General features: G+C 42.7%; 18 protein-coding genes and 1 tRNA gene. 12 read left to right on the top strand and 7 right to left on the bottom strand.

Annotated features, from left to right (window positions below; translation table 11 throughout):
• Window positions 1–9: 9 nt before the first annotated feature.
• The 3 genes from DUL71_RS16460 to DUL71_RS16450 all read left to right on the top strand — a co-directional run bounded on the left by DUL71_RS16460 (window position 10) and on the right by DUL71_RS16450 (window position 4,945).
• On the top strand, window positions 10–1,731 hold the full coding sequence (locus DUL71_RS16460) for a RagB/SusD family nutrient uptake outer membrane protein (protein WP_114939114.1): 1,722 nt from the start codon (window positions 10–12) through the stop codon (window positions 1,729–1,731).
• A 69-nt stretch (window positions 1,732–1,800) separates the two neighbouring features.
• Window positions 1,801–3,402 (top strand): glycoside hydrolase family 172 protein, encoded by a 1,602-nt coding sequence (locus tag DUL71_RS16455; protein ID WP_114939113.1) that lies wholly within the window; start codon window positions 1,801–1,803, stop codon window positions 3,400–3,402.
• Window positions 3,403–3,421: 19 nt separating this feature from the next.
• Window positions 3,422–4,945 (top strand): glycoside hydrolase family 32 protein, encoded by a 1,524-nt coding sequence (locus DUL71_RS16450; protein ID WP_114939112.1) that lies wholly within the window; start codon window positions 3,422–3,424, stop codon window positions 4,943–4,945.
• Between the two features lie 68 nt (window positions 4,946–5,013).
• On the opposite strand, the gene DUL71_RS16445 is transcribed toward DUL71_RS16450, so the two are convergent.
• The gene (locus DUL71_RS16445) at window positions 5,014–5,580 is read right to left on the bottom strand and encodes a dihydrofolate reductase family protein (protein WP_114939213.1); all 567 of its coding nucleotides are present in this window, start codon (window positions 5,578–5,580) and stop codon (window positions 5,014–5,016) included.
• Between the two features lie 281 nt (window positions 5,581–5,861).
• On the opposite strand from DUL71_RS16445, the gene DUL71_RS16440 reads away from it, so the two are divergent.
• The gene (locus DUL71_RS16440; RefSeq protein WP_154402412.1) at window positions 5,862–6,527 is read left to right on the top strand and encodes a hypothetical protein; all 666 of its coding nucleotides are present in this window, start codon (window positions 5,862–5,864) and stop codon (window positions 6,525–6,527) included.
• Between the two features lie 6 nt (window positions 6,528–6,533).
• Here DUL71_RS16440 and DUL71_RS16435 read toward each other — a convergent pair whose 3' ends face one another.
• Entirely contained in the window at window positions 6,534–10,862 is a 4,329-nt protein-coding gene (locus DUL71_RS16435; RefSeq protein ID WP_114939110.1) for a cache domain-containing protein, read from the bottom strand.
• Between the two features lie 320 nt (window positions 10,863–11,182).
• Between DUL71_RS16435 and DUL71_RS16430 the strand changes: the two genes are divergently transcribed.
• From DUL71_RS16430 to DUL71_RS16415, 4 genes are all read left to right on the top strand, one after another.
• Window positions 11,183–11,256: transfer RNA gene (locus tag DUL71_RS16430), tRNA-Asn, on the top strand.
• Window positions 11,257–11,748: 492 nt separating this feature from the next.
• Window positions 11,749–13,284 carry a tyrosinase family protein gene (locus DUL71_RS16425; RefSeq protein WP_114939109.1) on the top strand — a complete coding sequence of 512 codons (1,536 nt, stop codon included), beginning with the start codon at window positions 11,749–11,751 and terminating at the stop codon, window positions 13,282–13,284.
• A 47-nt stretch (window positions 13,285–13,331) separates the two neighbouring features.
• A complete protein-coding gene (locus DUL71_RS16420; protein ID WP_161964451.1) occupies window positions 13,332–14,027 on the top strand; it encodes a copper chaperone in 696 nt (231 codons plus the stop codon).
• A gap of 71 nt (window positions 14,028–14,098) precedes the next feature.
• Window positions 14,099–14,626 carry a hypothetical protein gene (locus DUL71_RS16415; RefSeq protein WP_114939107.1) on the top strand — a complete coding sequence of 176 codons (528 nt, stop codon included), beginning with the start codon at window positions 14,099–14,101 and terminating at the stop codon, window positions 14,624–14,626.
• A gap of 62 nt (window positions 14,627–14,688) precedes the next feature.
• Here the strand turns inward: DUL71_RS16415 and DUL71_RS16410 are convergent, their stop codons facing one another.
• The 4 genes from DUL71_RS16410 to DUL71_RS16395 all read right to left on the bottom strand — a co-directional run bounded on the left by DUL71_RS16410 (window position 14,689) and on the right by DUL71_RS16395 (window position 18,228).
• Complete coding sequence (locus DUL71_RS16410; protein ID WP_208645574.1) at window positions 14,689–15,894, bottom strand: acyltransferase family protein; 1,206 nt, start codon at window positions 15,892–15,894, stop codon at window positions 14,689–14,691.
• A gap of 95 nt (window positions 15,895–15,989) precedes the next feature.
• Window positions 15,990–17,237, bottom strand: coding sequence for an RNA polymerase sigma factor (locus DUL71_RS16405; RefSeq protein WP_208645573.1), 1,248 nt, complete (start codon window positions 17,235–17,237; stop codon window positions 15,990–15,992).
• A gap of 3 nt (window positions 17,238–17,240) precedes the next feature.
• Complete coding sequence (locus DUL71_RS16400; protein WP_114939106.1) at window positions 17,241–17,588, bottom strand: YciI family protein; 348 nt, start codon at window positions 17,586–17,588, stop codon at window positions 17,241–17,243.
• A 22-nt stretch (window positions 17,589–17,610) separates the two neighbouring features.
• Window positions 17,611–18,228 (bottom strand): FMN-dependent NADH-azoreductase, encoded by a 618-nt coding sequence (locus tag DUL71_RS16395; protein WP_114939105.1) that lies wholly within the window; start codon window positions 18,226–18,228, stop codon window positions 17,611–17,613.
• A gap of 337 nt (window positions 18,229–18,565) precedes the next feature.
• Between DUL71_RS16395 and DUL71_RS16390 the strand changes: the two genes are divergently transcribed.
• Window positions 18,566–19,021 (top strand): SRPBCC domain-containing protein, encoded by a 456-nt coding sequence (locus DUL71_RS16390; protein ID WP_114939104.1) that lies wholly within the window; start codon window positions 18,566–18,568, stop codon window positions 19,019–19,021.
• A gap of 52 nt (window positions 19,022–19,073) precedes the next feature.
• Here the strand turns inward: DUL71_RS16390 and DUL71_RS16385 are convergent, their stop codons facing one another.
• Window positions 19,074–19,478: an ester cyclase gene (locus DUL71_RS16385; protein WP_114939103.1), complete on the bottom strand. Its 405-nt coding sequence runs from the start codon at window positions 19,476–19,478 to the stop codon at window positions 19,074–19,076.
• Between the two features lie 248 nt (window positions 19,479–19,726).
• Here DUL71_RS16385 and DUL71_RS16380 point away from each other — a divergent pair, with 248 nt between their 5' ends.
• The 3 genes from DUL71_RS16380 to DUL71_RS16370 all read left to right on the top strand — a co-directional run bounded on the left by DUL71_RS16380 (window position 19,727) and on the right by DUL71_RS16370 (window position 22,468).
• Complete coding sequence (locus DUL71_RS16380) at window positions 19,727–20,404, top strand: MarC family protein (RefSeq protein WP_208645572.1); 678 nt, start codon at window positions 19,727–19,729, stop codon at window positions 20,402–20,404.
• A 99-nt stretch (window positions 20,405–20,503) separates the two neighbouring features.
• Window positions 20,504–21,706 carry a PQQ-dependent sugar dehydrogenase gene (locus DUL71_RS16375; protein WP_114939102.1) on the top strand — a complete coding sequence of 401 codons (1,203 nt, stop codon included), beginning with the start codon at window positions 20,504–20,506 and terminating at the stop codon, window positions 21,704–21,706.
• A gap of 201 nt (window positions 21,707–21,907) precedes the next feature.
• Window positions 21,908–22,468: a TetR/AcrR family transcriptional regulator gene (locus tag DUL71_RS16370; protein WP_114939101.1), complete on the top strand. Its 561-nt coding sequence runs from the start codon at window positions 21,908–21,910 to the stop codon at window positions 22,466–22,468.
• Window positions 22,469–22,495 lie beyond the last annotated feature (27 nt).

Here is a 22,495-nt window from a genome sequence, read left to right as displayed (position 1 = left end):
ATTACAACTATGAAAAAAATAAAATATATAACAGCGCTGGTACTGCTTTTGGCCTTTACCGCCTGTAAAAAAAGTCTGGATAAATTACCGCAGGGCGTTGTGTTTAACGAAACCCTGGAAACCCCGGCCAATGTTGATGCCATGGTAATAGCAGCATACTCGGCTTTGGGAAATGACCACTGGAGCGTACCTTATACCACCATGTGGGCTTATGGAAGTGTAAGGGGCGGAGATGCCTACAAAGGCGGCGGCGGTACCGGCGACCAAAGTGATGTTAACGCTTACGAGTTATTTTCGCTTAACCGGGTAGATATCGGGGAATCTGACGGTACCTGGTACAGGCTTTACATTGGCGTTGCCCGTTGTAATACCGCGCTTACCCTTATTAACGGCATGAGTACGGCAGAGTATCCTCAAAAGCAGCAACGCCTGGCCGAGGTAAGATTTTTACGTGCGCACTTCTATTTTCTGCTGAAGATTTTGTTTAACCGCATCCCTTATATTGACGAAAGTATCCCGAAAACCAAATACGATACTATCTCAAACCGCAGTTATTCAAGCGATGGCCTCTGGGCAAAAATTGCGAGCGATTTTAAATTTGCAGCCGATAACCTGCCTATAACACAAACGCAGGTTGGCAGGATCACCAAAGGCGCGGCTCAATCGTACCTGGCTAAAACATTGCTTTATCAGGCTTATAAACAGGACGACCAAAACAACGTAACCACTATTGATCAGGCTAAATTGCAGCAGGTAAACACCTATTGCGATAGTGTGATCAACTCCGGCAAATATGGTTTATCGGCTGATTTTGCTAATAATTTCCTTTCGCAGTATGAAAACGGGCCCGAATCTGTTTTTGCTATCCAGTTTTCAAAAAGTGATGGCAGTCCCGAAGGCCGTATTGACGCCGGTGTGGGTGTAAACTATCCAATGAATGTGGAATACGGCTGCTGTGGTTTTCACCAGCCAAGCAGTAACCTGATCAATGCTTTTAAAACCGATACTAAAGGATTGCCAATGATCACCACTTTTAATGATCATGACATTGTACCTTCGGCAGATTATAAAAATAATTCGTTTGATGTGAGGTTAGATCACACTGCTGCAATTCCCGGTCACCCGTATAAATACCAAACTAACCTGGTGTTTGCAGCCGCCTGGTGCCGCGACCCTGCAACTTATAATCAGTTTATGAGTTTAAAGGAAGTGGTGGCCTATACCGACCCTACATTTATGAAATACCCACCTTTTATGTCAAGCTCAAAAGACTGGCCGGTAATTCGTTATGCCGAAGTATTGCTGATGAAGGCCGAAGCGCTGATTGAGCTTGGCCGCGAGTCGGAAGCTTTGCCGCTGATCAATATGGTCAGGACGCGGGCCAAAAACAGCACCGGCCTACTGAAGCAAGCCGATGGCTCCGCAACATCAAATTACCTGATGGATACCTATAAACCCGGCGTAAACTGCACCTGGAATAATGATTTTGCCCGCCAGGCATTACGGTTTGAACGCAGACTGGAGTTTGCAATGGAAGGATACCATTTCTTTGACCTGGTACGCTGGGGTATTGCCGATAGCTTTATCAATGGTTATTTTGCTGTTGAGAAGACCCGCACACCGCATCTTTCTGGAGCGGCTTTCAAGAAAAATCGCGATGAATATCTCCCTATTCCCCAAAACCAAATAAATTATAGCAAAGGCCTGTATAAACAAAATACCGGATGGTAAATTGCAGGTAGTTTTAATTTACCGGGAACTGCTCCGAAACACCGGAGCGGTTCTCATTATTGATATCATATGATTAAATTAAAATATCTGGCGGTTTGCCTGTTGGCCTTTTTGGCCAATACAACCGGCTTTGCGCAGCAGGTTACGCTTACTTCATTGTTACAGGAACAGGTCGACTTTAGTGCTGTTGCCCGCTGGCCTCATCCTTATTATAAGGAGATACAGGCCAGCAGTTACGACCGTAAATCGGTATTGCCCGGGCGGGCTGGTTGGTTTGCCAATGACGACAGATCACAATACATCCGGACCGAAACAGTAAACGGACGCCGGGAACTGGTAATGATGGATGCCGATGGTCCGGGTGCTATTGTGCGTTTTTGGCTTACCACCTTTAAGCGTAATGGCAATATCAGGATCTATTTTGATAGGAGCAAAGAGCCTGCTATTACTGTTCCGGCTTATGATCTGATGAAAAGTGGCTTAAATCTGGGTGCGGCATTGTTGCAGGCGCATTCGAGTTATGAGCCTAAGGAAAAGGGCGGAAGTACGCTTTATTTGCCAATGCCCTACGCCAAACACTGCAAAATTACATTTGAAGATAACGACCCCGATAACCAGCCCCGCTATTATCAGGTAAATTACCGTAGTTACGTGGCAGGTACCAGCGTTAAAACTTTCAGCCTGCAACAGCTTGATCAAGCCCGCAAATTGGTGGATGATGTTAACGGGAAACTATTGCATCCGGATAATGCAGTTGCAGGTAAGCGAATCAATGCCAACCGTGAGATTGCCCCAGGTAAACAGGTTGTTATTGATTTACCCAAAGGATCGGCAGCTGTGCGCTACCTTGCAATAAACCTAAAAACATCTAACAATGAAGATTACGAACAGGTGCTCCGCTCAACCATATTGCAAATAAAGTTTGATGGCGAACAAACCGTATGGTGCCCCGTGGGTGATTTCGCCGGGAGCGGAGTAGGAGCAAAACCACTGCAAAGCTGGTACCGTACCATAGGCAAAGATAGCTTGCTGATTAGCCGCTGGGTGATGCCCTATCGTTCTGCAGCGCGAATTTCCTTGCTTAATACGGGGGATAAATCCGTGAGCGTTTCTGTACAGACCGTTACTTCTAAATGGGCATGGGACGCGCAATCCATGTATTTTCATGCTAACTGGAAAAGCGAAGAAAACGTTGTTATTAAACAAAACGAAGAAAATAAACCAATTGAATGGGATTTGAACGTCATCAATGGCAAAGGAGTTTTTGTTGGTGATGCTTTGGCGGTTTATAATCACATGCATAAGTGGTACGGCGAGGGTGATCAGAAACTATGGGTGGACGGTCAGCGTTTTCCTGCTGAATTTGGCACCGGTACCGAAGATTATTACAATACTTCATGGGCGCCTGTAGTGTTATATCAAACCCCGTTTGCTAACGCCCCGCGCGCGGATAACCCCGATTCATTTGGGCACAATACCTTTACACGCACCCGCAACCTGGATGCTGTTCCTTTTGAAAAGAATTTTCGTTACAGCCTGGAAATGATTGGCTGGGAAAATGGAACCGCCGATTTTGCGGCAACTACCTACTGGTACGGGTTCAAAAATGCCAAAAGCAAGGTAGCCGAAAAACAAAGCCAGCCAACACTATTACCAACAACTAAACAATAACCAAGATAAACTATAGTATATGAATAAAGCTAAATTATTATGCCTGGGATTAATCACGATGACAGGCAGTGCTTTTGCCCAGGAGAAGGGAGTGCCAACTCCGCAATGGCGACCGGCATATCACTTTACGCCACAAAACAACTGGACAAATGACCCTAACGGCCTGATATTTTTAAATGGCGAATTCAATTTATATTACCAGCACAACCCTTTTGAAAACAAATGGGGACACATGAGCTGGGGGCATGCCACCAGTAAGGACCTGATCAGCTGGAAACATTTGCCGGTTGCCATTCCGGAAGTGGTTACAAAAGACACAACTACTTGGATCTATTCAGGTTCGGCAGTATTGGATAAAAACAACACCAGTGGTTTTGGCGTAAACGGAAAACCGCCATTGGTAGCCATTTTTACTGCCGATCAGCCTAAACAGAAAAAGGAATCACAATTTATCGCCTATAGTAACGATGGTGGTTTAAGTTACAAGCAATATGCTAAAAACCCGGTCATCGATTTGAATATGCATGATTTTCGTGATCCCAACGTTTTCTGGCACGAGGAGTCAAAACAATGGGTAATGACCGTTTCAATGGTTGATGAACATATGGTTAGGTTTTATGGCTCAAAAAACCTGAAGGACTGGAATAAGCTAAGTGATTTTGGTCCGGCAGGGTTTACCAAAAATGGTTGGGAATGTCCGTCAATACTTCCGTTGGTAGTTGATGGTAATCCGGCTAATATCAAGTGGGTACTTTTTGTATCGCTGGGAGGCGAGCATGGTCCGCTGATCCAGTATTTTGTAGGCGATTTTGACGGCATAACTTTCAAGAATATTAACGATAACAGCAAAATTTTAAAAACGGATTATGGCGATGCTTTTTACGCCGCCATAGCCTGGCGTGATGCGCCGCAAAACAAAAAGATCCTGTTAGGCTGGCTGCAAAACGGAAGACAGGAAACTTACCCATGGAAAGGCCAGATGTCTATCCCGCATGACCTTTCTTTAAAAACCACAAGCGAAGGATTGGTACTTAATCAGCTGCCGTCAGTATTTGTAACCAAAGCTTTGCCTAAATATGTCAAAGGAAAGCCTGTTGAAAAAAGGAATGTTTCTATTGGCAATTCTGGTTTGAAACTTCCAGGCGATGGTAATGCATACTGGATAGATGCGGAGTTTGATATTAAAAACGCCAGAAAAGTTGGATTTAATGTGGTTGAAAAGGCTGGTGCCGACAAAAAGGTGGTAGTTGGCTATGATGCCGAAAAACAACAACTCTTTGTTGACTGCACCGGTTCGGAAAAGAATAACAAATCGCCCGAAAACCTGGTACAAACCGCTCCGATGAGTATAACCGGCGGAATTGTTAAGATCAAAGTATTGGTTGACAGGTCTTCGCTGGAAGTATTTGGCAACGACGGTGAGAAAGTGATTTCAACCATGATCTACCCGGATAAAGACGCGACAGGTTTATCGGCCTTTGCCGATGACGAGGCGGTTATTAAAAGCTTAAAATTGTGGAATTTGAATAACGATGTAAAGTAATACAGATCGTTTTTTATATGAAAAGCCGGTGCTTCCTGAAAAGGTACACCGGCTTTTCTTTTTTCAGTCTATACCGGCAGGTATTTATTAAGCACCTTCCCGTTATTGTATGCTGTTGAGCTTTCCAATTTCAGGATCTTTCTCTCCTTAAATATGGATAGTCCGCTTCCGATAGCAACCGGGCATGTGAAAATAAAATATTCGTCGATAAGGTTTAGGCTAATTAATGAGCTCACAAAATCGATGCCCCCGTAAACAAGGATGTCTTTGCCGGGTTGGTTTTTGAGTGCCTGTACAGCGGTAGCAAGGTCTCCGTTTTCAACCTCTACATTATCACCGTTTACTGCAGTTTCCGTACTGCTGAAAACAACTTTACGCATATTTACAATCAATTGCCCTAAAGTTCGCTGAGGGCCATCGGGTTGATTATCGGCTACATTTTTCCAGTGCTCCATGAATCCTGATTTGGCCAGCTTGCTACCCAGCAAAAGGGTATCGCTGCTGTCGGCCAGATCTACTATTTTTTGAAGACCGGCTTCATCTCCGCCAGAAAGAAATACCCAGTCGTTTTCGCCGTTTGGCCCGGCTGCAAAACCATCAATGCTTATCTGTATCTGTAATTTTAACTTTCTCATATAAATAGTTTTTAATAAATGATCGTTGTTTTGTTCATAACAAAGATCATTAAAGGGCATGTAACAAGGCGGGTGTAATCACGACCAACAAGAGGTGATTTGCGGCAAAAAATGCGAGGTGTTTAAAATGATGTTTCGAAAACTTCATATTTTTAATTCGCCCTGATTTTTCAATAACTTGCTTTCGGAAGCACTTAATCCCTGACCTTACATTTCCCATGCATCAAAATATCAGAGCGGACAAGCAATCAATAACAAACAGGTTTTGGTTACTCTTGCTATTGAGTTTATTTACTTCTTGTACAAGACCAAATGGAGATTGGAAAACGATTGAATTAGGCCGGTACCTACTGGATGTTCCGCAGGATTTTAACTTCAAACTTCAAAATGGCATCGACTCGCAGGGAGGTGAAATTACGAATGATACAATTAAGCTTTATACAGATTTTGGCTACTATACCGATACCTTATTTCAAACGCCCCAAGAGTATTTAAATAAACGCTGGTTTATTTTTGACGCGCAAACGCAGTTTGAGAAACCAGGCATTACCTATGATAGCAACACTTATCCTAAAATAGATGTTATTGCTATCAGGCCTTCAACCCTTCAGGATAGCGATAAGGTCGGCTTTTTTGGTGGTTCAGATTATATTGCCACATGTAAACATGAAAACCGGTTGTTTAACTGGCCTGTAAAATTGCCCCAGGATATAAAACGGCATATTGTTAAGATAGATACCTTTAATCATTTGTACAGGCGATTGGCTGTGCCGGTTAATGGGACAATGGGCGAAACCGCTGTCTATATGCGTGATAAAAGGAGTTATAATAATTCGATAGGTAATTATTACGGTGTCGTAATCGGCACAGATTCGCTTTCTGTAAAACAGCAAACCTTGGTATTAAAGATATTTAATACCCTCCGTCCCAAAACGGCGCATAATTAGGCTGTCTCAAGCGGTTTTCTGAGTATTACTATTGCTGCCAAGCATAGAAAGCACTTTTAAAACAGCAGGTATGCCGGCGCCAAGCGCAGTAATGTAAGTTAATATTTGACTATAAGCCTCCTGTTGCGATACGATCAGGAAGACCAGTATGCCTATTATCGATAGGTTTAAGGGTACTTTCAGGCTGCTCCAGTTGCCGGTATCTTTTACCTGGGCCTTGATACGCTCAACCTCGCTGTTACCAATAGCGGTCAGGATATAATTACGGAAGCCTTTATTAAACAGCATTAGGGTGCCCTGACTCCTGGTGATCAGACCTTTGTATATCAGCATGCTTAGGTTATAATCATCGTAAGGGTTAACCAGGCCATCTTCGGCCAGGTCGTAAAGCAAAAATTTCTCTTCCTTGGTGAGCGACTGCCAGATATAAGTATAAAAATAATGCGAGCTGATCTGCATTTTAAAGATCAGGGTATCGGTTGCAATGCCCACACCTTCGTCATTGAGCAATGGCAGGGTGTCCATCGCTTTTTCCTTCATATCATGGAGGTAATGAGTATAGCGCGTTTCTTCTGTTATGCTGTGCCTTAAATTCTTGATGTTTTTAGGCAAATGTAGTGCGGTGAACTTTGCTTTTAACTTTACCCGGCGCGAATAATGTAAGCGCCATGCTCTTTCAGATGCTTTGCTGCGTACCCTTGTAACAGCGTTTTTCTTTTTCTTCCGCAACCGGACACCTGTGCCCTGCAATGGCTGTATAATGATCCGGAAATGCCCTAACAATACATGCCAGCGTTCCAGTTCACTTTCGGATACATTGCCGTCGCGTTTAGATGAATCGGCACTTGCAGTGCCCGCGGTTTGCGCTTTATCAGCGTTGTTTTTTCTTTGCTCCTCGGTAAATGAATCAAGGAAAGTAAGCGGGTGTACCGTCGAAATGATCATGATCTTACTCTTACCCTGCAACATCAGCGACTCCAGAAAATTGAGCTTTATGCTGTTGGTCTGGGAGTCTTTAATGTTGTACTCGAAGTGGTTTATAATAACAAGTTTGTTGCTTTTTTTTAAGGCATCTGCTTTGCATTTTTTCCAATCTTCATCATCATTTTCTGTCGGAATCCTGATCATATCAGCTACGAATACATTATCGTCGGGCCTGGTGCCTTCGCTGTACAATAGGGGTTTACCGTGTTTGTCTTTAAATAACCTGCTTTTTATTTTGTTCTGTATGTTTTTTAGCTTTCCCGAGCCGGGAGGCCCAACTATTAACAACAGGGAGTTAAGCTTATCATCAAGCAGCAATTGTTCATCCATTTCCCGCCAGCCATCCTGCGAGGGGAGCCCTAAGGCGAATAATTTTCTTATCACATTATGGATCATGTAAAAGAAAGCGATAACTAACAGGCTAAGTAGAATTACCGGTATCAAATAATGTAAATCAAATATAGCCTCAAATGAGGGATGATAGCCAAGGGCAGCCGAACCAAGGCCAAGGAAGGAATTGTCGACCACTTTGTAAATTGTATTTGTTGATATGTCATTTGTGTTGGTAAGCTTGTTGAAAAAAGCATCGGAACCTACATTGGCATAAACCATGTTACTGCTTCTTATTTCGATATCTTTTACCTGCAGTTTAAAAGCATTCAATAATTGCACAGTCAGGAAGTCTTCTTTAAAATACCGCCCGTATTGTTTAACGCTGTCAATTAGCTTTTGATCCGAAACTATACCATAATTATTGATGAACGAACTATCAATGTATGCACCAACAGGGAGTTTGCCTTGCTCAATGGTATTCTTCGGCATTTTTTGAACCAGATCTTTAGCAAAGTGGAAGTGTTTATACCGGGTCTCTAAATTCTGTTCGTAATTAGAGGCATATATAAAAAAGAAGGCCACAGGGATGCCGCTGGTTATAACCAGGCGCGTAGTAGCCATAAAGGCAAAGCTGTGAGTATAGGTCCAGAAAGAGGTTTCTGTTTTTTTTAGCGATTTGATGGTTATAAACAATTGGGAAAAATGTTGCTGGGTTTTGCTCATTAACCAGTTGCTAAGCGGCTTGATATAAATGGCTGAGGTAACTATAAGCGCGAAGAAGATTAATCCTGCTTCATATAAAAAAAGCATATATAAGTGGTATGCCGTAAGTGTAGTAAGCGCGGCCCCGTCAACCAGCAGAATAAATGCAAGCAGCCATGCAATAGCATATAGCTTAAAATTCAGATTATAGCTTTGGTTTCGGCCGTAGTCTATGGCAAATAAAACGTTAGGGTAAATGCCTATGAACGTAATGGAAAACAGGATGAGATATAGGGATTTAAGGAATGAATTCTGATCGATACTTGCGAGCATGCATATAATAACAACTATATTAATTGCTATTATAAGATTGTATTGCCTGTGAAAACACCTTTTTGGCCCTATCCATGAGGTTTCAAAGAGCTGCTTCTTAAAAAACGAACGTTTGGCAGATACAAAAAATACTATGGCGAATTGTGTGATGAGAAACAATAACAGAAATATCAGCATCGCTATAGTAAAAGCATAGGCCTGCATATCCCGATTATCATTATACTCCTGGCTTTCAAAAATTACTACAAAATAAGGCAGACCTTTTACCGGCTTAATTTTAATATTGAGTTCGCGCCCATAATAGGTTGCCGTAAAGCCGGTGTCTGATTTTGCTTCCAGGCAACTTACCAGGCTGGTACTATCGGCAAATTCGCTTTTCAGGTTCTCGTTTAAATTTCTGTTGGTGATGCTATGGTACAATACCTTTCCATTGTTGTTAATAATGGCAAACTGATAGCCATCGGGCGTTGTAACATGGTCTAAGCTTTTCATCGTAAACGTCATAGCCGCCACAGCCGCCGGCTGACTTAGTTTTGACTTTGATTTTATAGCCAGTACAGATCTGAAGGTTTCGTTGGTGACAGAAAAAATTTGATCGAGATACAGCTCATGGCCATTAAAACTGTAGGTATTGTTACTCCTGATCCTTTTAAAATAGTCGCGCCAGCCCAAATTGCTACGGGGGGTAAACGCGCTATCGGTACTCCAATTAAGAAGTTCTTTGCCTGTTGAATCAATCCAAAAGGCTTCCTCCAAAGCTGTTGGCTTAGCAAAGGCGTTCAATTTATCTCTGTACGGTTTATAATTTGTATCCAGCGATGATAGGGTTCTGAACTTTAAATTTGATTTACCCAAATTGGCGATATCATCATTGGCAAACAGATGAGATTGCGAATCGAAATCTTTGAGCGTTTGATATGCATTTTCTAACTCGGTTGATAAGGCGTTTGAAATGCCATTGGCCAGTGATGTTGATGATGCCGATATTTTACCATGTGTATTGGCGAAAAGTATAAAATACATAAACACAAAAAACATGAGCGCCATCATCAGTATCGATACCAGTACAGAGGCGATACCATCAGAAGCGTTGAGTTTATCCTTATTGCCCGTGTGATACAGTTTTATCCAGGGTAATGATACGATAGCGCCTGTGGCGAATGTTAACAATAACAACACAACAACAAGCGGTAGCCGTTTCCGCTCCTGGTCGTAGCTTTTACCCGGCACCAGGCCCACAACAATCAATTGGTTTTTACCATCAAGGCTAACTGGTTGTGAAAAAGCTCTGTAATCTTTACCTCCAATACTCAGCTTACGAAGCCCCGGACTGCTTACCTTATTTTTAAAGGTCAACAGTGAATCTTTTGATTGATAACTTAAGCCCGAAGGGAAGGTTTCATAAATGATATTATCGTCGGTTTTGCCTTTGTCTGATGCGTCGCTTTCAAAAACAATGTAGTTGTCAAAAACGTCGGGTACCAGCAAGGGTTTAATAAAATGATCAAAATTATACCGGATACCCATGCGCATTTTTAACGTATCGGTTGGCCCGCTTATGGTTATTGTTTTGTTAAGGAAGATGGTTAACTGCTGCACTGCTACGTTTGTGCGGATATTAACAGCGCTATCAACCCATTTAACTTTAGCCCCTTGCAGTTGCTGTCTTATTTGAGCTCCGCTAAGGCGGCTTGACACAGGAAGCAGGGTGAAGTTGGTTTTAGGATAGTTGCTCAGATAATCCTGCAGTTGATCATCATTAGGGAACGTTTTCAGGAAGTTATTCAGCATCCAGGTGCTGTTTATAATTTTTGAGTGAATATTAATGTTGATATTTTGCAAACATCGAAATCGTCGCTCCTGCACAACCTTTTCGTTAGCCGGTATGTATATATAAAAGTAACTTACCCCTAACATGATTAATGTAAGGAAAGTGACAATGGCAACCACCTGGTTTTTACCTATGGCAGGAAATTTGAACATAATTTAGGCTTTAAGAAAATTTATTCGAACCAGAGTTAAACAAGTGTGTGTCAGTGAAAATAGGAGGCGTAAACAGTCAACAGGATATCAGTAGTTATAATACTATTTGATAATGAGTATTTTATAAAAGTAATTGGCGTTGATGGCTAATACAAGCGTGTTTTTACGTTTTTTTATAACGGTTTTTACGTTTCGGCTTGTTAATTAGTGAGTTATAGACGGTGTTGCATAATATTAAGGCATTACCCGATAACAAATTGAATAAAATTGTGAAATATCAATGAAAATTATACTTTTGCAAACTCCAAACCGGACAACACTCCTGAGTAGCTCAGCCGGTTAGAGCATCTGACTGTTAATCAGAGGGTCGCTGGTTCGAGCCCAGCCTCAGGAGCCGTCAAGCCCCGCATGTCCGCGGGGCTTTTTTTATGCTTTAAATTTTTAGCGTGATGTGTGATATGTGGGCCGAACTTAAAGGAATCGGCATTGTTTCAGCTTTTTAAATAGATCATTATAGGGCAATAATGCGATGAAAAAAACGACGGTTATCGACACGTGAACAGCTATTGAAAAAGATTTGTAAAAAATATTTTATTATTCAATAAATATATACATTTACACCGTAAACCTCATAATGACCTACCTGTGAGTGTTTTATATCTAAACTGTTGGTTTCGCGGCGGCGTTTGGTATACTTTTATTTACCAATTGCTTTATCTCTCTTTTACCGTTAACATCTACCAAACCAATAAAACCTTGAACTCTCTGCCGTCACGCGCTTAAAATTTTCGCATCTCAATGTACAGGGAAATGCCGGTGCGGCAAGTGTCGTTTGTTCTTTTTATGCCGTTAAACAACCCATGCTACCAATAAACCTAAATAAATTATGGCAACCTACACCAGAAAGAATGCCTGGAACCAAAACGGGACATTCAGTAATTCCGACCTTTTATGGTACGCCAAGGGCGTACGCGCGATGCAGGCACGCGCGTTAAATGATCAAGCCAGCTGGTGGTTTTTCGCCGCTATTCACAACGAATATCTGAGCGGACAAACCACTTTTCCCGGATGGGCTTATATTTCGGCTCCGCCAGCGGTACCCACAAGCCCTTTGCCTTCTCAAAGTATTAGGGACAAGTTCTGGAATCAGTGTCAGCACCAAAGCTGGTATTTTGAGCCCTGGCACCGTGGCTATCTGATAGCTATTGAAGCGCAAATCCGCGCCATTGTGATCGGTTTGGGAGGCCCGAACGATTGGTCGTTGCCTTATTGGAATTATTTCGGTCCGGGTAACCAGTATAAGATCCCACCCGCTTTCACTCAGCTAACCTTGCCCGATGGTAGCCCGAACCCCCTCTTTGTAAAAGCCCGGTACGGTCCGCGGAATAATGGCGATATATATATCCCTCTTCCTCCGGTATCCCAGGATTGCCAGCGGAATACCATTTATACTGGTAGCAATGCTGTTACACCCAATCCTGGCTATGGTGGCCCGTCAACAGGTTTCTCAAATGCCGGAAGCGTAAGTGGCAACCTGGAGAACAATCCCCATAATATGGTACATACCTATATCGGCGGTTCTATTACCAGTACAGATTACGGCCTGATGTCGGATCCGGGAACAGCTGCGCTCGATCCTATTTTTTACTTACATCATTGTAATATTGATAGGATGTGGGCTTCATGGAATGCGGCAGGTAATGCTAATCCCACCAGTACCAATTGGCTGAAAGGCCCAGCTGCCACCGGTGGACGGAAGTTTGTTATGCCTATGCCTTCTTCACGTGCTGGCTGGGTTTATACTCCTAATGATATGAAAAGTCTGAGCCAGCTCAACTATGTTTACGACAATCTGTCGACTGGTATTACCAAGCAATTGGTTGGCAGTCTGGCTCAAAGATTGACTAAATTAGGCGTGAATTTAATTCAAACTCAACCTCAACCAGATGAAAATATGGATATGGGAGGCAATTCAGAAATGGTTGGTGCCAACGAAGGGGCGCTGACATTAAAAAATTCAGGTGCACGTACGGCTGTGCGATTCCAGAAGGAAGCCTGGGCTAAGGTACCAAAGAGTTTAATGAACGCGTCGGTAACCAAGGTGCCGGATCACGTTTATCTGCAACTTGAAAACGTGAAGGGAAAGATGGATTCGAACGTACTGGCAGTTTCGGTTAACCATAAACTTGCAGGGCACGTCTCTCTTTTCGGCTTGCGAAAGGCGTCGTCGAACGATGGGCATCATGGGGGCGCGGGGCTTACGTTTATACTTGATATCACTAACCTGGTAGATGAACTGCATCTCAATAATGCGCTCGATGCCGATTCTCTCGACGTAACGATTTCGCCGGATAACGATATCCCTAACGACGAAGAAATTACCGTTGGCCGGGTTAGTCTGCACCGCCAGCCGCAGTCATGACAGCGGCCGAAAGATCTCGAAGGTCAGTAAGTTTACTGATCTTTGTTTTGAGTGCAACGTGCTGGGGGCTATTGTTGGTGAAACCCGCCGCCGTTAAACATTGTTTTGTTACGGGTGGTGAACTATCACGTACATCATTAGAAATATTGCTGTTAACTAACCCCATTTCGCCTATGTTGGCGGGATGGGGCTTAATGGTTTTGGCCATGATGCTGCCAAAGTTGATCATTCCGATACAGTACACTTGTGAAAGAAGTTTTAAGAATCGTCGTTTTAGGGCAGCATCATTGTTTGTTCTTGGTTACATGGGTGTATGGATGGTGGTTGGCGCGCTGATGATTGGCGGAATACTGGGCTTAACCCTGTTCATGCCAGGATCGTATACCCCTGCAATAGTGGTCGGCATTATAGCCGCGATCTGGCAATTTTCGCCGGTGAAACAACAGTGCTTAAACCGTGGGCATAATCATAAGGCGTTGGCCGCGTTTGGCCGTGCAGCTGACTATGATTCGGTTTTATTTGGCTTTGAGCATGCAGTGTGGTGTGTAGGTTCCAATTGGGTATTGATGTTGTTCCCGGTGCTGCTGCCGGGGGGCAATAATTTTGTGATGCTGGCCGTCACCTTGCTTATGCTCAGTGAGCACATGGAGGCTCCCCGAACACCACGCTGGCGGATTAACCTGAGCAGTAAACTCATCCGTATCCTATTTGCGCAAACAAGTATACGATTGGCCCGCTCTTAAATTTGTTTTTTGAAATAGATTCTTATACTCAATGATTCCTTGATTGTACATTTGTAAAAAGGAGGCATTCAATGGAGTTTGATACTATCTATGGATATATAAAAATTGATAGGGATTATAGCAAATCGGTTGACTTCATAAAAAGCTTAGGAAAAGATGAAAGTTACCCTTTCGTTAACACCAATATGTTCAGTTTTGGAGATTATGAAATTCCCTATTTTTATGAGAACCCAATTTTTGGCTTTGCAGCAACATATAAGAATTTCGGGTATGATTTATCGGATTGGAATGATTTTATATTAAAAATTGAAAATATTCTGAGGAACATTGACTTTGATAATGCTCAATTTCATGTATTTAGCTCAATAGGCGATTTTACGCTGTTCTGGAGAAAAAGAGGCTCTTCGCTTCTCGGAGAAGAAAATGACAGGAAATATATAGCAAAATATAGTTTGACTAAAACTCCTGAATGGTATTTTGGCTTTGGAAGAAGGAGTCCGTTTACCGGATATACGAATCCGAACAAAATAGATCCTTATGAGGATTTAAGAAATGATCCGGATTTTGGTTTTGTTTACCCTGTACCTAAGGTATCTTAAAGCTGTTTGGGTTTTTCGTAATGAGATTTGGCAGTATTAAGTAAATCTGATCCCCTTCGAGGTTAAATTTTAATGTATATCCCCCGTTTGTACATTAAGTACAGTATCAGCCATAGTAAAAGCAGTGTTAAAGCCCCGCTGATGAGTGTAGCATAGGCTACTCCGAAAACCTGGTCGTAATGCGCCCCGAGATGTATGTAAAGATTGTCTGTTATGTATTGACGTATGCCTCCGTCTGACATGACGTATGCAGCGATGGAGTTCATGCCGATTACTTTGAGGAAGAATAATGGTTTTTTGTATTCCTTTAAATCAACGGTGAAGTAAAGCAAAGAGAGGAAGCAAAAACAGATCCCTCCGCTGAAAATTGCCCAGGCGGGAGTCCAGATTCTTTTTACTATTGGGTTGAGGTTTGTAAGGTGGAGCAGAATTCCGAAGGCAATGAGACTGACGCCGGTAATGATGAGCGATTTCAGTTTTGTGCCACTTTGAGCATTATTCATTAAAACCCCACCAGCTAAAAGCCCGAGGATCATGGTGCCTAAAGTTGGAATAAAGCTCAGTGTGGAATATCCGCCATCATTATACAGGAAGGGTGAACTGCGCGGAAACAAATTAAGGAACCAACGGTCGAAAGCCCATGCAAGGTTGGTGTTTTTGTTCCAGTGCGCCGCGAACCCATGCAGGTTATGTTCCCATGTTGGACTTACGCCTGCAGACGGATAGTTAAAACCCGGGCCCGGCAATGGGTAAAGTGCAAAAGCAAGCCAGCAGCCCAATAATATAACGATGAGTGCCCCGATTTGTATTCTGCGGGAACAAGAACCTAATATGACAAGAAAAGTATAGCCGAGACCTATCTGGGTTAAGGTATCTTCAAAAGTAAAATAGGTTTGATGTTTACCTAACGATCTTAAAAAGATACCGAGCACAATCAGGATCAGCGACCGTTTAATGGCATGGGTAAGGAGAGCGGTATTGGTAGCTCCTTTATTTTTCCTGGAGGCCAGGGAGAAAGGAAGCACCACGCCCACCAAAAAAGTAAAGGAGGGCTGGATCATATCGTGAAGGCTCAGCCAGGTCCAGGCTACGTGCGACTGGTTGAAAGCGAGGATTGCCCAAAAACGGTTACCCGGTAGCAAACCCGATACATCCTGAAAGGCAAGAACTTCTCCCATCATCAGCAACATCACTAAACCCCGGTAAACATCAACCGAAGCAATTCGGCCTGCTGGAAGGGCAGGAGCAGCCCCTGTACTTTTTTTCATAATTGGCGCTTGAAATATTCCTTTCAAGGTATCAATCTTTTAACAGTTCTGCAAATACCGTTGGGCGGGAACTGGCCAGTAGCTCGTTAAAGCCGCTACTCCGGATGCTTCAATCTCAACTGCTGTATCTCTTTTTGAAGAGTTTTCTTTTCGGCTGATGACTTTGTTAAAAGGATAGCTTTGTCATAGTGGGTGATGGCCTGAGCAGGATCGGTAGCTGCATACAGATATCCCAGTAATTCATGATAGTAGCTATTTTCAGTCAGCTTTAGCTTTTCAGCTTCGGTAATTGCCGATGCGTGCCCGTTTACTTTGGCCAAAGCAAAAATTCTGTTAAGTAGTGCTACGGGCGAGCGCTCTATCATAATAAGCTGATTGTACAATTGCAAAATATGTTGCCACTTGTTGGTATCGGAAAGTGTGGTATGCCAATAAGCTATAGCTGCTTCCAGGTGATATTTTGATGTCTCGTTGCCATTGCAGGCTTCAACCAGGTAATAATTACCTTTTTCAGTTAGTGCTTTGTCCCAAAGTTTTCTGTCCTGTTGCTCGTAAACAATGGTCTCACCTTTGCTATTTACACGGGCATCAAGCCGCGAACTTTGAAAACAAAACAAGGCAAGCAAGGCATTTGCCTGTGGGGTGTTGGTGAGGGCGTTTTCTGTTAATAGCAATGTTAATCGGATGGCTTCAAGGCAAAGCTCTTTTTGTACCTGCTTATAGCTTGTTTTAGAAAAATACCCTTCGTTAAATAACAGGTACAGTGTTTTTAACACAGTATCCATACGCCCCATTATTTCATGTTGGGTGAGTACGCTAATCTGAAAATTATCCCGCCTGAGATCGTCACGGGAGCGTTGTAGTCGTTTTTTTATGGTTTCTGCTTTAGCTAAAAAGGCATTGGCTATTGTTTCCACACTGAAACCGCAAAGCACCTGAAGCGCAAGGCAGATCTGCGCTTCAGGTGAAATACCCGGGTTACATACAGCAAATATCATAGCGAGCTGACTGTCTGAAATATGCTGATGCGAAAACTCAAAATCATGCACTCCATCATCATGATCATCGGGGTTGGTCCCTTTCTGATGATTTTCAACCACATTTAGATGTTTGAGGCAATCCCTTGCCTTGTTTTTAGCTACCGTATAGAGCCAGGCCACCGGGTTTTCGGGTATACCGTTAACTGCCCAGTTTGCTGAGGCTATAGCAAAAGTATCGCTCACAATGTCTTCAGCTATTTCAATGTGCTTTAGGCCAAAACGGCGATATAAAACCGCTGTCATTTTGGAATACTCTAACCTGAACAGGTTAGGCAAAAGCTCATGTTTAGCGCCGGCACTCATTTGTTAACGCTCATGGTTATATAGCTTAACAACTTCGCGCACTTCAATGCTGCCACCAATTTTATATATCGGGTTGGCTTTGGCCAGCTCCACGGCCTCATCAAGGGTTTCTGTTTTGATGATCACGTAGCCGCTGATGAATTCCTTGATCTCGGTGTAAGGGCCGTCGGTTATGGCAGTGCGATTATTTACTACCGTGGCGTTTGTGGCCGATAGCGAATTTCCTTTATCTACCAGTTTATTTTGCGCGGCTATGCTGGCCAGCCAGTTTGTTCTTTCCTGAATTTGTTCGGGTGTAGGCTGCGCGTCAGCGTGTTTACTCATCCGGAATATCAATGCAAACTCTTTCATGGTATCATTTTATAAATAAGGTTTAACTCACAGTAGCTGCATTTTGAATATCATTACAAACCAGGTCATAATCAACCGTAAAATCGGGTGCCGCGGTTCCCTCAATAATGAGCGGAATAATGGTCTCTATGCCCATGTAGTTCAAAATGGTTTGAAGATAATTAACGATGTAATCTTTTACCGGGTCAAATCCGCTATTGGTATAATTGCCTCCTGCTGTAATGGCAAGGTAAACAACTTTGTCTTTCAATAACCCAATCCTGCTGCCATCTTGCTGATAGGCTATAGTATGGCCAAATCGCACAATCTGATCAATATAGGCCTTTAAAGCGGCGTGTATGCCAAAATTATACATCGGCGCTCCTAAAACGATGATATCAGCTGCTTTTATTTCGTGGAGCACCGTGTCCGAATAACTTAATTTTTGATTCTCATCATCGCTTCTCTCTGCTTCATTTTTAAATAATGCTGAAATATGCAGGCCATCCAGATAAGGGAGTTCGGCGGCCAATAAATCACGTTCGGCAATCTTACATTCTTTATGCTGATTACAAAGTTGTTTGATAATGGCGCGTGCAAGCTTAACGCTGTGACCATGTTCGCCCTTGGGGCTGGAAATAATGTGCAGTATATTTTTCATCGACAAGTTTTTAGCCACATGACGACTAACAACCTTTAATGGGGACAATGTGATGGAGATACGAGTGAGAAAATTTTTAGGTGATAGGTTTGGGCTAATAATTAATAGTAGTTTGCTATTTAGGGCTGATTTTAAAGAAGAAGAAAAAAAATTAAGGAAAAATTGCGTAACTCGTAAGTTACCTATATCTTTATGTAACTTATGAGTTACCTATTATTGAAAGGTTATTTGATACGCGCCTGTTTTATATCCGGAATAACAACAGGGGAGTCGACGGGCTCTGAATATGAGATCGAAAGCCAATAAATAATCAATTATTCAACTAAAAGATCAAAAAATGACAACAACAGATTTTAGCACAACCTTATTGGTAAATCAAACACCTGAAGAAGTTTTTGATGCCATAAAAAACGTTCGCGGATGGTGGTCGGGATTGTATGCCGAAAGCTTTGAAGGCGAATCAGACAAACTTGGCGATGAGTTTTCTTTTTTTGCCGGAGATGGCGCGCACTATACTAGACATAAACTTGTTGAACTGGTTCCCTCCAAAAAAATAACATGGTTGGTAACAGATAGTAAATTAACCTTTGTACCCAACCAAACGGAATGGACCGGCACAAAACTATCTTTTGACATTTCGGCCGAAGGAGATGCCACAAAAATTGTATTTACGCATATGGGCCTGGTTCCGGAATTTGAATGTTATAACGATTGTGCACCAGCCTGGACACAATATGTTCAGCAGCAATTACCAAATTGGATAGCTACAGCCACTGCGACTAAAGCGGTATAGGCAGGCAACAATGTCTGATGCTTTTGGTAGCCGGGGCTGCGAAAATATAATGTTATTTGCGCAATTGCTCCGGCTCCAAATTGCCTACCTGTTTAGATAAACCTAAAAAATCAAAATAGTTCCAGCCTGAAGTGAGAACGCCGTCCTCAATTTTCGCGATTGTAACGCCGCTGAAATGTACATCTTTACCCGTTGCTGTATGTATCCCGGATACATTAACCAAGGCGGCAATTTCATCGCCCTCGGATATCATTTTTTCAATATCAAACCTAAGGTTTGAATATACTTTCCTGAAATCGTTATAAAAATCTTTGAAGATATTTGCCCCTGTAAATGTCTCGCCTACTCCGTGTACTTTAACATCGGGGTGCAGCATTTCGTCCATAACTGCCGGGTTGCTGTTATTCCATACTTCGGTAAACCAGCGGGTGATAAAATCTTTGTTTGTGTTGTTCATGGCTGTTGGTTTAAGTATTAATGAGAACGGATTTTTATAGGTATACTAATGTAAGTATTTAATTATCAAACTTTAATAATAAAAATTGTGAGTTTTAAATGCTAAACTTAAACGAGTAAATACTTGTTTGTTTCGGCTATTCTCAGCAGGTAATTCGCGTCTTTTAACACGGTATTGTCAATAATGAAGCATAAGGCGGGTAATGTGCTATTCTTGTTATATTTATATCGTTATCATATTGATTTTTCATGATGCCTGAGTTTTTCCATTCCTTTATACACCTGCTTTTTATAGGTATTATCGCGTTGTTTCCCGTTGTAAACCCTATAGGTTCGGCGTTGATAATCCTACCTTACTTTGCCCATCTTGATACTGCCGAAAAGCGAAAGGCCGTGAATAAAATTACGGTGTATGCTTTTTCTATTTGCACGGTTTCATTGTTTGCCGGACATTGGATCCTGGAATTGTTTGGGATTTCCATTCCGGTTATTCAGCTGGCAGGCGGGATCATGATCTGTAAAATGGGTTGGGAGTTTTTATCGTCGGATAAACAGGATAGCGATCCACAGGAAAGTCCGATTGATGGTGCAAAGCCGTCCGGGTATCATAATATAGAAGACAAGCTATTTTACCCCATCACATTCCCCATCACAACAGGGGCCGGTACAATTTCTGTATTGTTTACGCTTAGCGCGCACAGCGCCTCGCCCGACATGAAAGACTATTTCGTTAATACGGGCGCAATCCTGCTTTCCATCATTTTTATGTGCGTGCTCATCTATATATTTTACCTGAACACTAAAACGCTTGTCGCTTTTCTGGGTTCAAACGGCGAAAAAATATTTAACAGGATCACTTCATTTTTGATATTCTGCGTGGGGCTTCAGATTGCTTTTACCGGTATAAAGAGCTTATTCAAATTATAATTTGAATAGATTGTAAAAAAGCGCTTACCTGGCTTATATAACTCAGCAGAACTTTAACTTCGGAAATCTGTTTTAACTTGAAAACTATCACCAACCAATATGTCTATAACCAATAAATCGATTTTGCTAGCCGCCATGGGGCTTGGCACATTAATAGGCCGGGTAAACGCGCAGTCGTTGCCGCCTGTTGAAACACAAAAGGCTAACAGCGAATACAAACCTGCTTTTACCGGGCAAACCCGCATTGGCGGTATCCAAACCAAAACCAAGCTAAACGTTACTATAATTAATCATCAACTTAAATCACCATGGGCTTTACGTTGCTTGCCCGATGGCCGTTTCCTGATCACCGAAAAAGGTGGCACCATGCGGATCCTTAAAGCCGATGGCAGTTTTGATAAAAATATTGAAGGTTTGCCGGCCATAGCTGTTGGTGGCCAGGGCGGTTTACTGGATGTAAACTTTGATTCATCGTTTGCTAAAGACAGGACCTTATTTTGGACTTATTCCGAGCAGGTGGAAGGCGGCTTCCAGTTGGCTGTGGCTAAGGGAAAATTATCTGCCGACGACAGCAAACTTGAAAATGTACAGGTTATCTATCATGCCAAACCGGCTTATAACGGGCATTTGCAATTTGGCTCACGCGTGGTATTTGATAAACAAGGAAACCTGTTTGTGAGCACCGGCGAGCATGGTGCCGAAGATATCAGGATGAAAGCTCAGGATCTGGGTGCGGCAGTAGGAAAGGTAGTTCATATCACCCGCGATGGTAAAGCCGTTCCCGGCGGACCATTTGCAGGCAAAAGTGGTATACTGCCCGAGATTTATGCTTATGGTTTAAGAAACCCAGAAGGTATGACCACCAACCCGGTAACAGGCGAACTATGGGAGGCCGAATTTGGTCCGCGTGGTGGCGACGAGATTAATATCATCCGTGCCGGTAAAAACTATGGCTGGCCTGTGGTTACTTATGGTATTGAATATAGCGGTCAAAAGGTAGGGGATGGTATACAACAAAAAGAGGGTGTAACCCAACCGATTTACTATTGGGACCCAAGTATATCGCCATGCGGTATCACTTTTTATACGGGCAACCTGATCCCCGAATGGAAAAACAACCTGTTTGTAGGTGCGCTTGGTGGCTCACATATTGCCAGGCTGGTCATCAAAAATAATAAGGTAGTTGCTGAAGAGCGCCTGCTGAAAGACAAGAACGAACGCTGGCGTTCGCTGGTTACCGGTAAGGATGGTGCTTTATACGGCGTTACCGATAATGGCAATTTGTACAGGATAGGTAAGTAACTTGCTTCAAAATATCAATTGATAAAACGCCGGACGCCAATGCCCGGAGTTTTTATTGAAACAGCGTCGGTTTATGGTACTATTTACCGAATCTGTGGCATAAATCAGAGATGTTTTAATATTTATTTTTATTTTACCAAACGTTCGGTATATTTGAATCGTAATTAGAAACAAGGCACTGATACATCCAAATTTAAAAGCATGCGCACTCAAAAAGTTAACACCGAAAATGTAGACCTGAAGTTATTTGAAACATTCAGCGAGTTGGGGTACGATGGTGCATCAATGGAAGCCCTGGCAAAGGCTACCGGTTTAAAAAAGGCCAGCTTGTATCACCGTTTTCCTAATGGTAAAAAAGAAATGGCCAAACACGCCCTGGAAATTGTTGAGCAGTGGATTCTGCAACATATTGTAGCAGAATCAGCGAATAAAAATATACCGGCATCAGCAAGACTAAAAAAGATGATTGCTTCCGTTGATGAATTATATAACGGTGGCGCTAACAATTGCCTGCTCCGTACATTATCGATAGGTACAGATGCAGATGCCTTTAAGGAAAGCGTGACCAATTGCTTTAACCTGCTTGCTGATGGCTTTGCGGATGTGGCCGTTGAGTTAGGCGTGTTGCCGGATAAGGCTAGGCAAAATGCCAGGCTCATTAACCAAACTATTCAAGGCTCACTTGTGCTTACCGGGGCAACCGGCGATAAAAGCTACTTTAAAAACAGCCTTGAAAGAATCCCCGAATTATTAACAGCATAATTAAATAAACATAGCGCCGATACGCGT

Origin of the sequence: Mucilaginibacter endophyticus (genome assembly GCF_003351025.1) — a bacterium.
Classification (GTDB): Bacteria; Bacteroidota; Bacteroidia; order Sphingobacteriales; family Sphingobacteriaceae; genus Mucilaginibacter; species Mucilaginibacter endophyticus.
Note: the sequence above shows the minus strand (reverse complement) of the source record. Positions and strands in the feature narration are given on the sequence as shown.

What these genes read in the sequence shown, in the direction of transcription:
- DUL71_RS16460 (WP_114939114.1), top strand. Translation starts at nt 10, where the DNA reads ATGAAAAAAATAAAATATATAACAGCGCTGGTACTGCTTTTGGCCTTT.
- DUL71_RS16455 (WP_114939113.1), top strand. Translation starts at nt 1,801, where the DNA reads ATGATTAAATTAAAATATCTGGCGGTTTGCCTGTTGGCCTTTTTGGCC.
- DUL71_RS16450 (WP_114939112.1), top strand. Translation starts at nt 3,422, where the DNA reads ATGAATAAAGCTAAATTATTATGCCTGGGATTAATCACGATGACAGGC.
- DUL71_RS16445 (WP_114939213.1), bottom strand. Translation starts at nt 5,580, where the DNA reads ATGAGAAAGTTAAAATTACAGATACAGATAAGCATTGATGGTTTTGCA.
- DUL71_RS16435 (WP_114939110.1), bottom strand. Translation starts at nt 10,862, where the DNA reads ATGTTCAAATTTCCTGCCATAGGTAAAAACCAGGTGGTTGCCATTGTC.
- DUL71_RS16425 (WP_114939109.1), top strand. Translation starts at nt 11,749, where the DNA reads ATGGCAACCTACACCAGAAAGAATGCCTGGAACCAAAACGGGACATTC.
- DUL71_RS16415 (WP_114939107.1), top strand. Translation starts at nt 14,099, where the DNA reads ATGGAGTTTGATACTATCTATGGATATATAAAAATTGATAGGGATTAT.
- DUL71_RS16410 (WP_208645574.1), bottom strand. Translation starts at nt 15,894, where the DNA reads ATGAAAAAAAGTACAGGGGCTGCTCCTGCCCTTCCAGCAGGCCGAATT.
- DUL71_RS16405 (WP_208645573.1), bottom strand. Translation starts at nt 17,237, where the DNA reads ATGAGTGCCGGCGCTAAACATGAGCTTTTGCCTAACCTGTTCAGGTTA.
- DUL71_RS16400 (WP_114939106.1), bottom strand. Translation starts at nt 17,588, where the DNA reads ATGAAAGAGTTTGCATTGATATTCCGGATGAGTAAACACGCTGACGCG.
- DUL71_RS16395 (WP_114939105.1), bottom strand. Translation starts at nt 18,228, where the DNA reads ATGAAAAATATACTGCACATTATTTCCAGCCCCAAGGGCGAACATGGT.
- DUL71_RS16390 (WP_114939104.1), top strand. Translation starts at nt 18,566, where the DNA reads ATGACAACAACAGATTTTAGCACAACCTTATTGGTAAATCAAACACCT.
- DUL71_RS16385 (WP_114939103.1), bottom strand. Translation starts at nt 19,478, where the DNA reads ATGAACAACACAAACAAAGATTTTATCACCCGCTGGTTTACCGAAGTA.
- DUL71_RS16380 (WP_208645572.1), top strand. Translation starts at nt 19,727, where the DNA reads ATGATGCCTGAGTTTTTCCATTCCTTTATACACCTGCTTTTTATAGGT.
- DUL71_RS16375 (WP_114939102.1), top strand. Translation starts at nt 20,504, where the DNA reads ATGTCTATAACCAATAAATCGATTTTGCTAGCCGCCATGGGGCTTGGC.
- DUL71_RS16370 (WP_114939101.1), top strand. Translation starts at nt 21,908, where the DNA reads ATGCGCACTCAAAAAGTTAACACCGAAAATGTAGACCTGAAGTTATTT.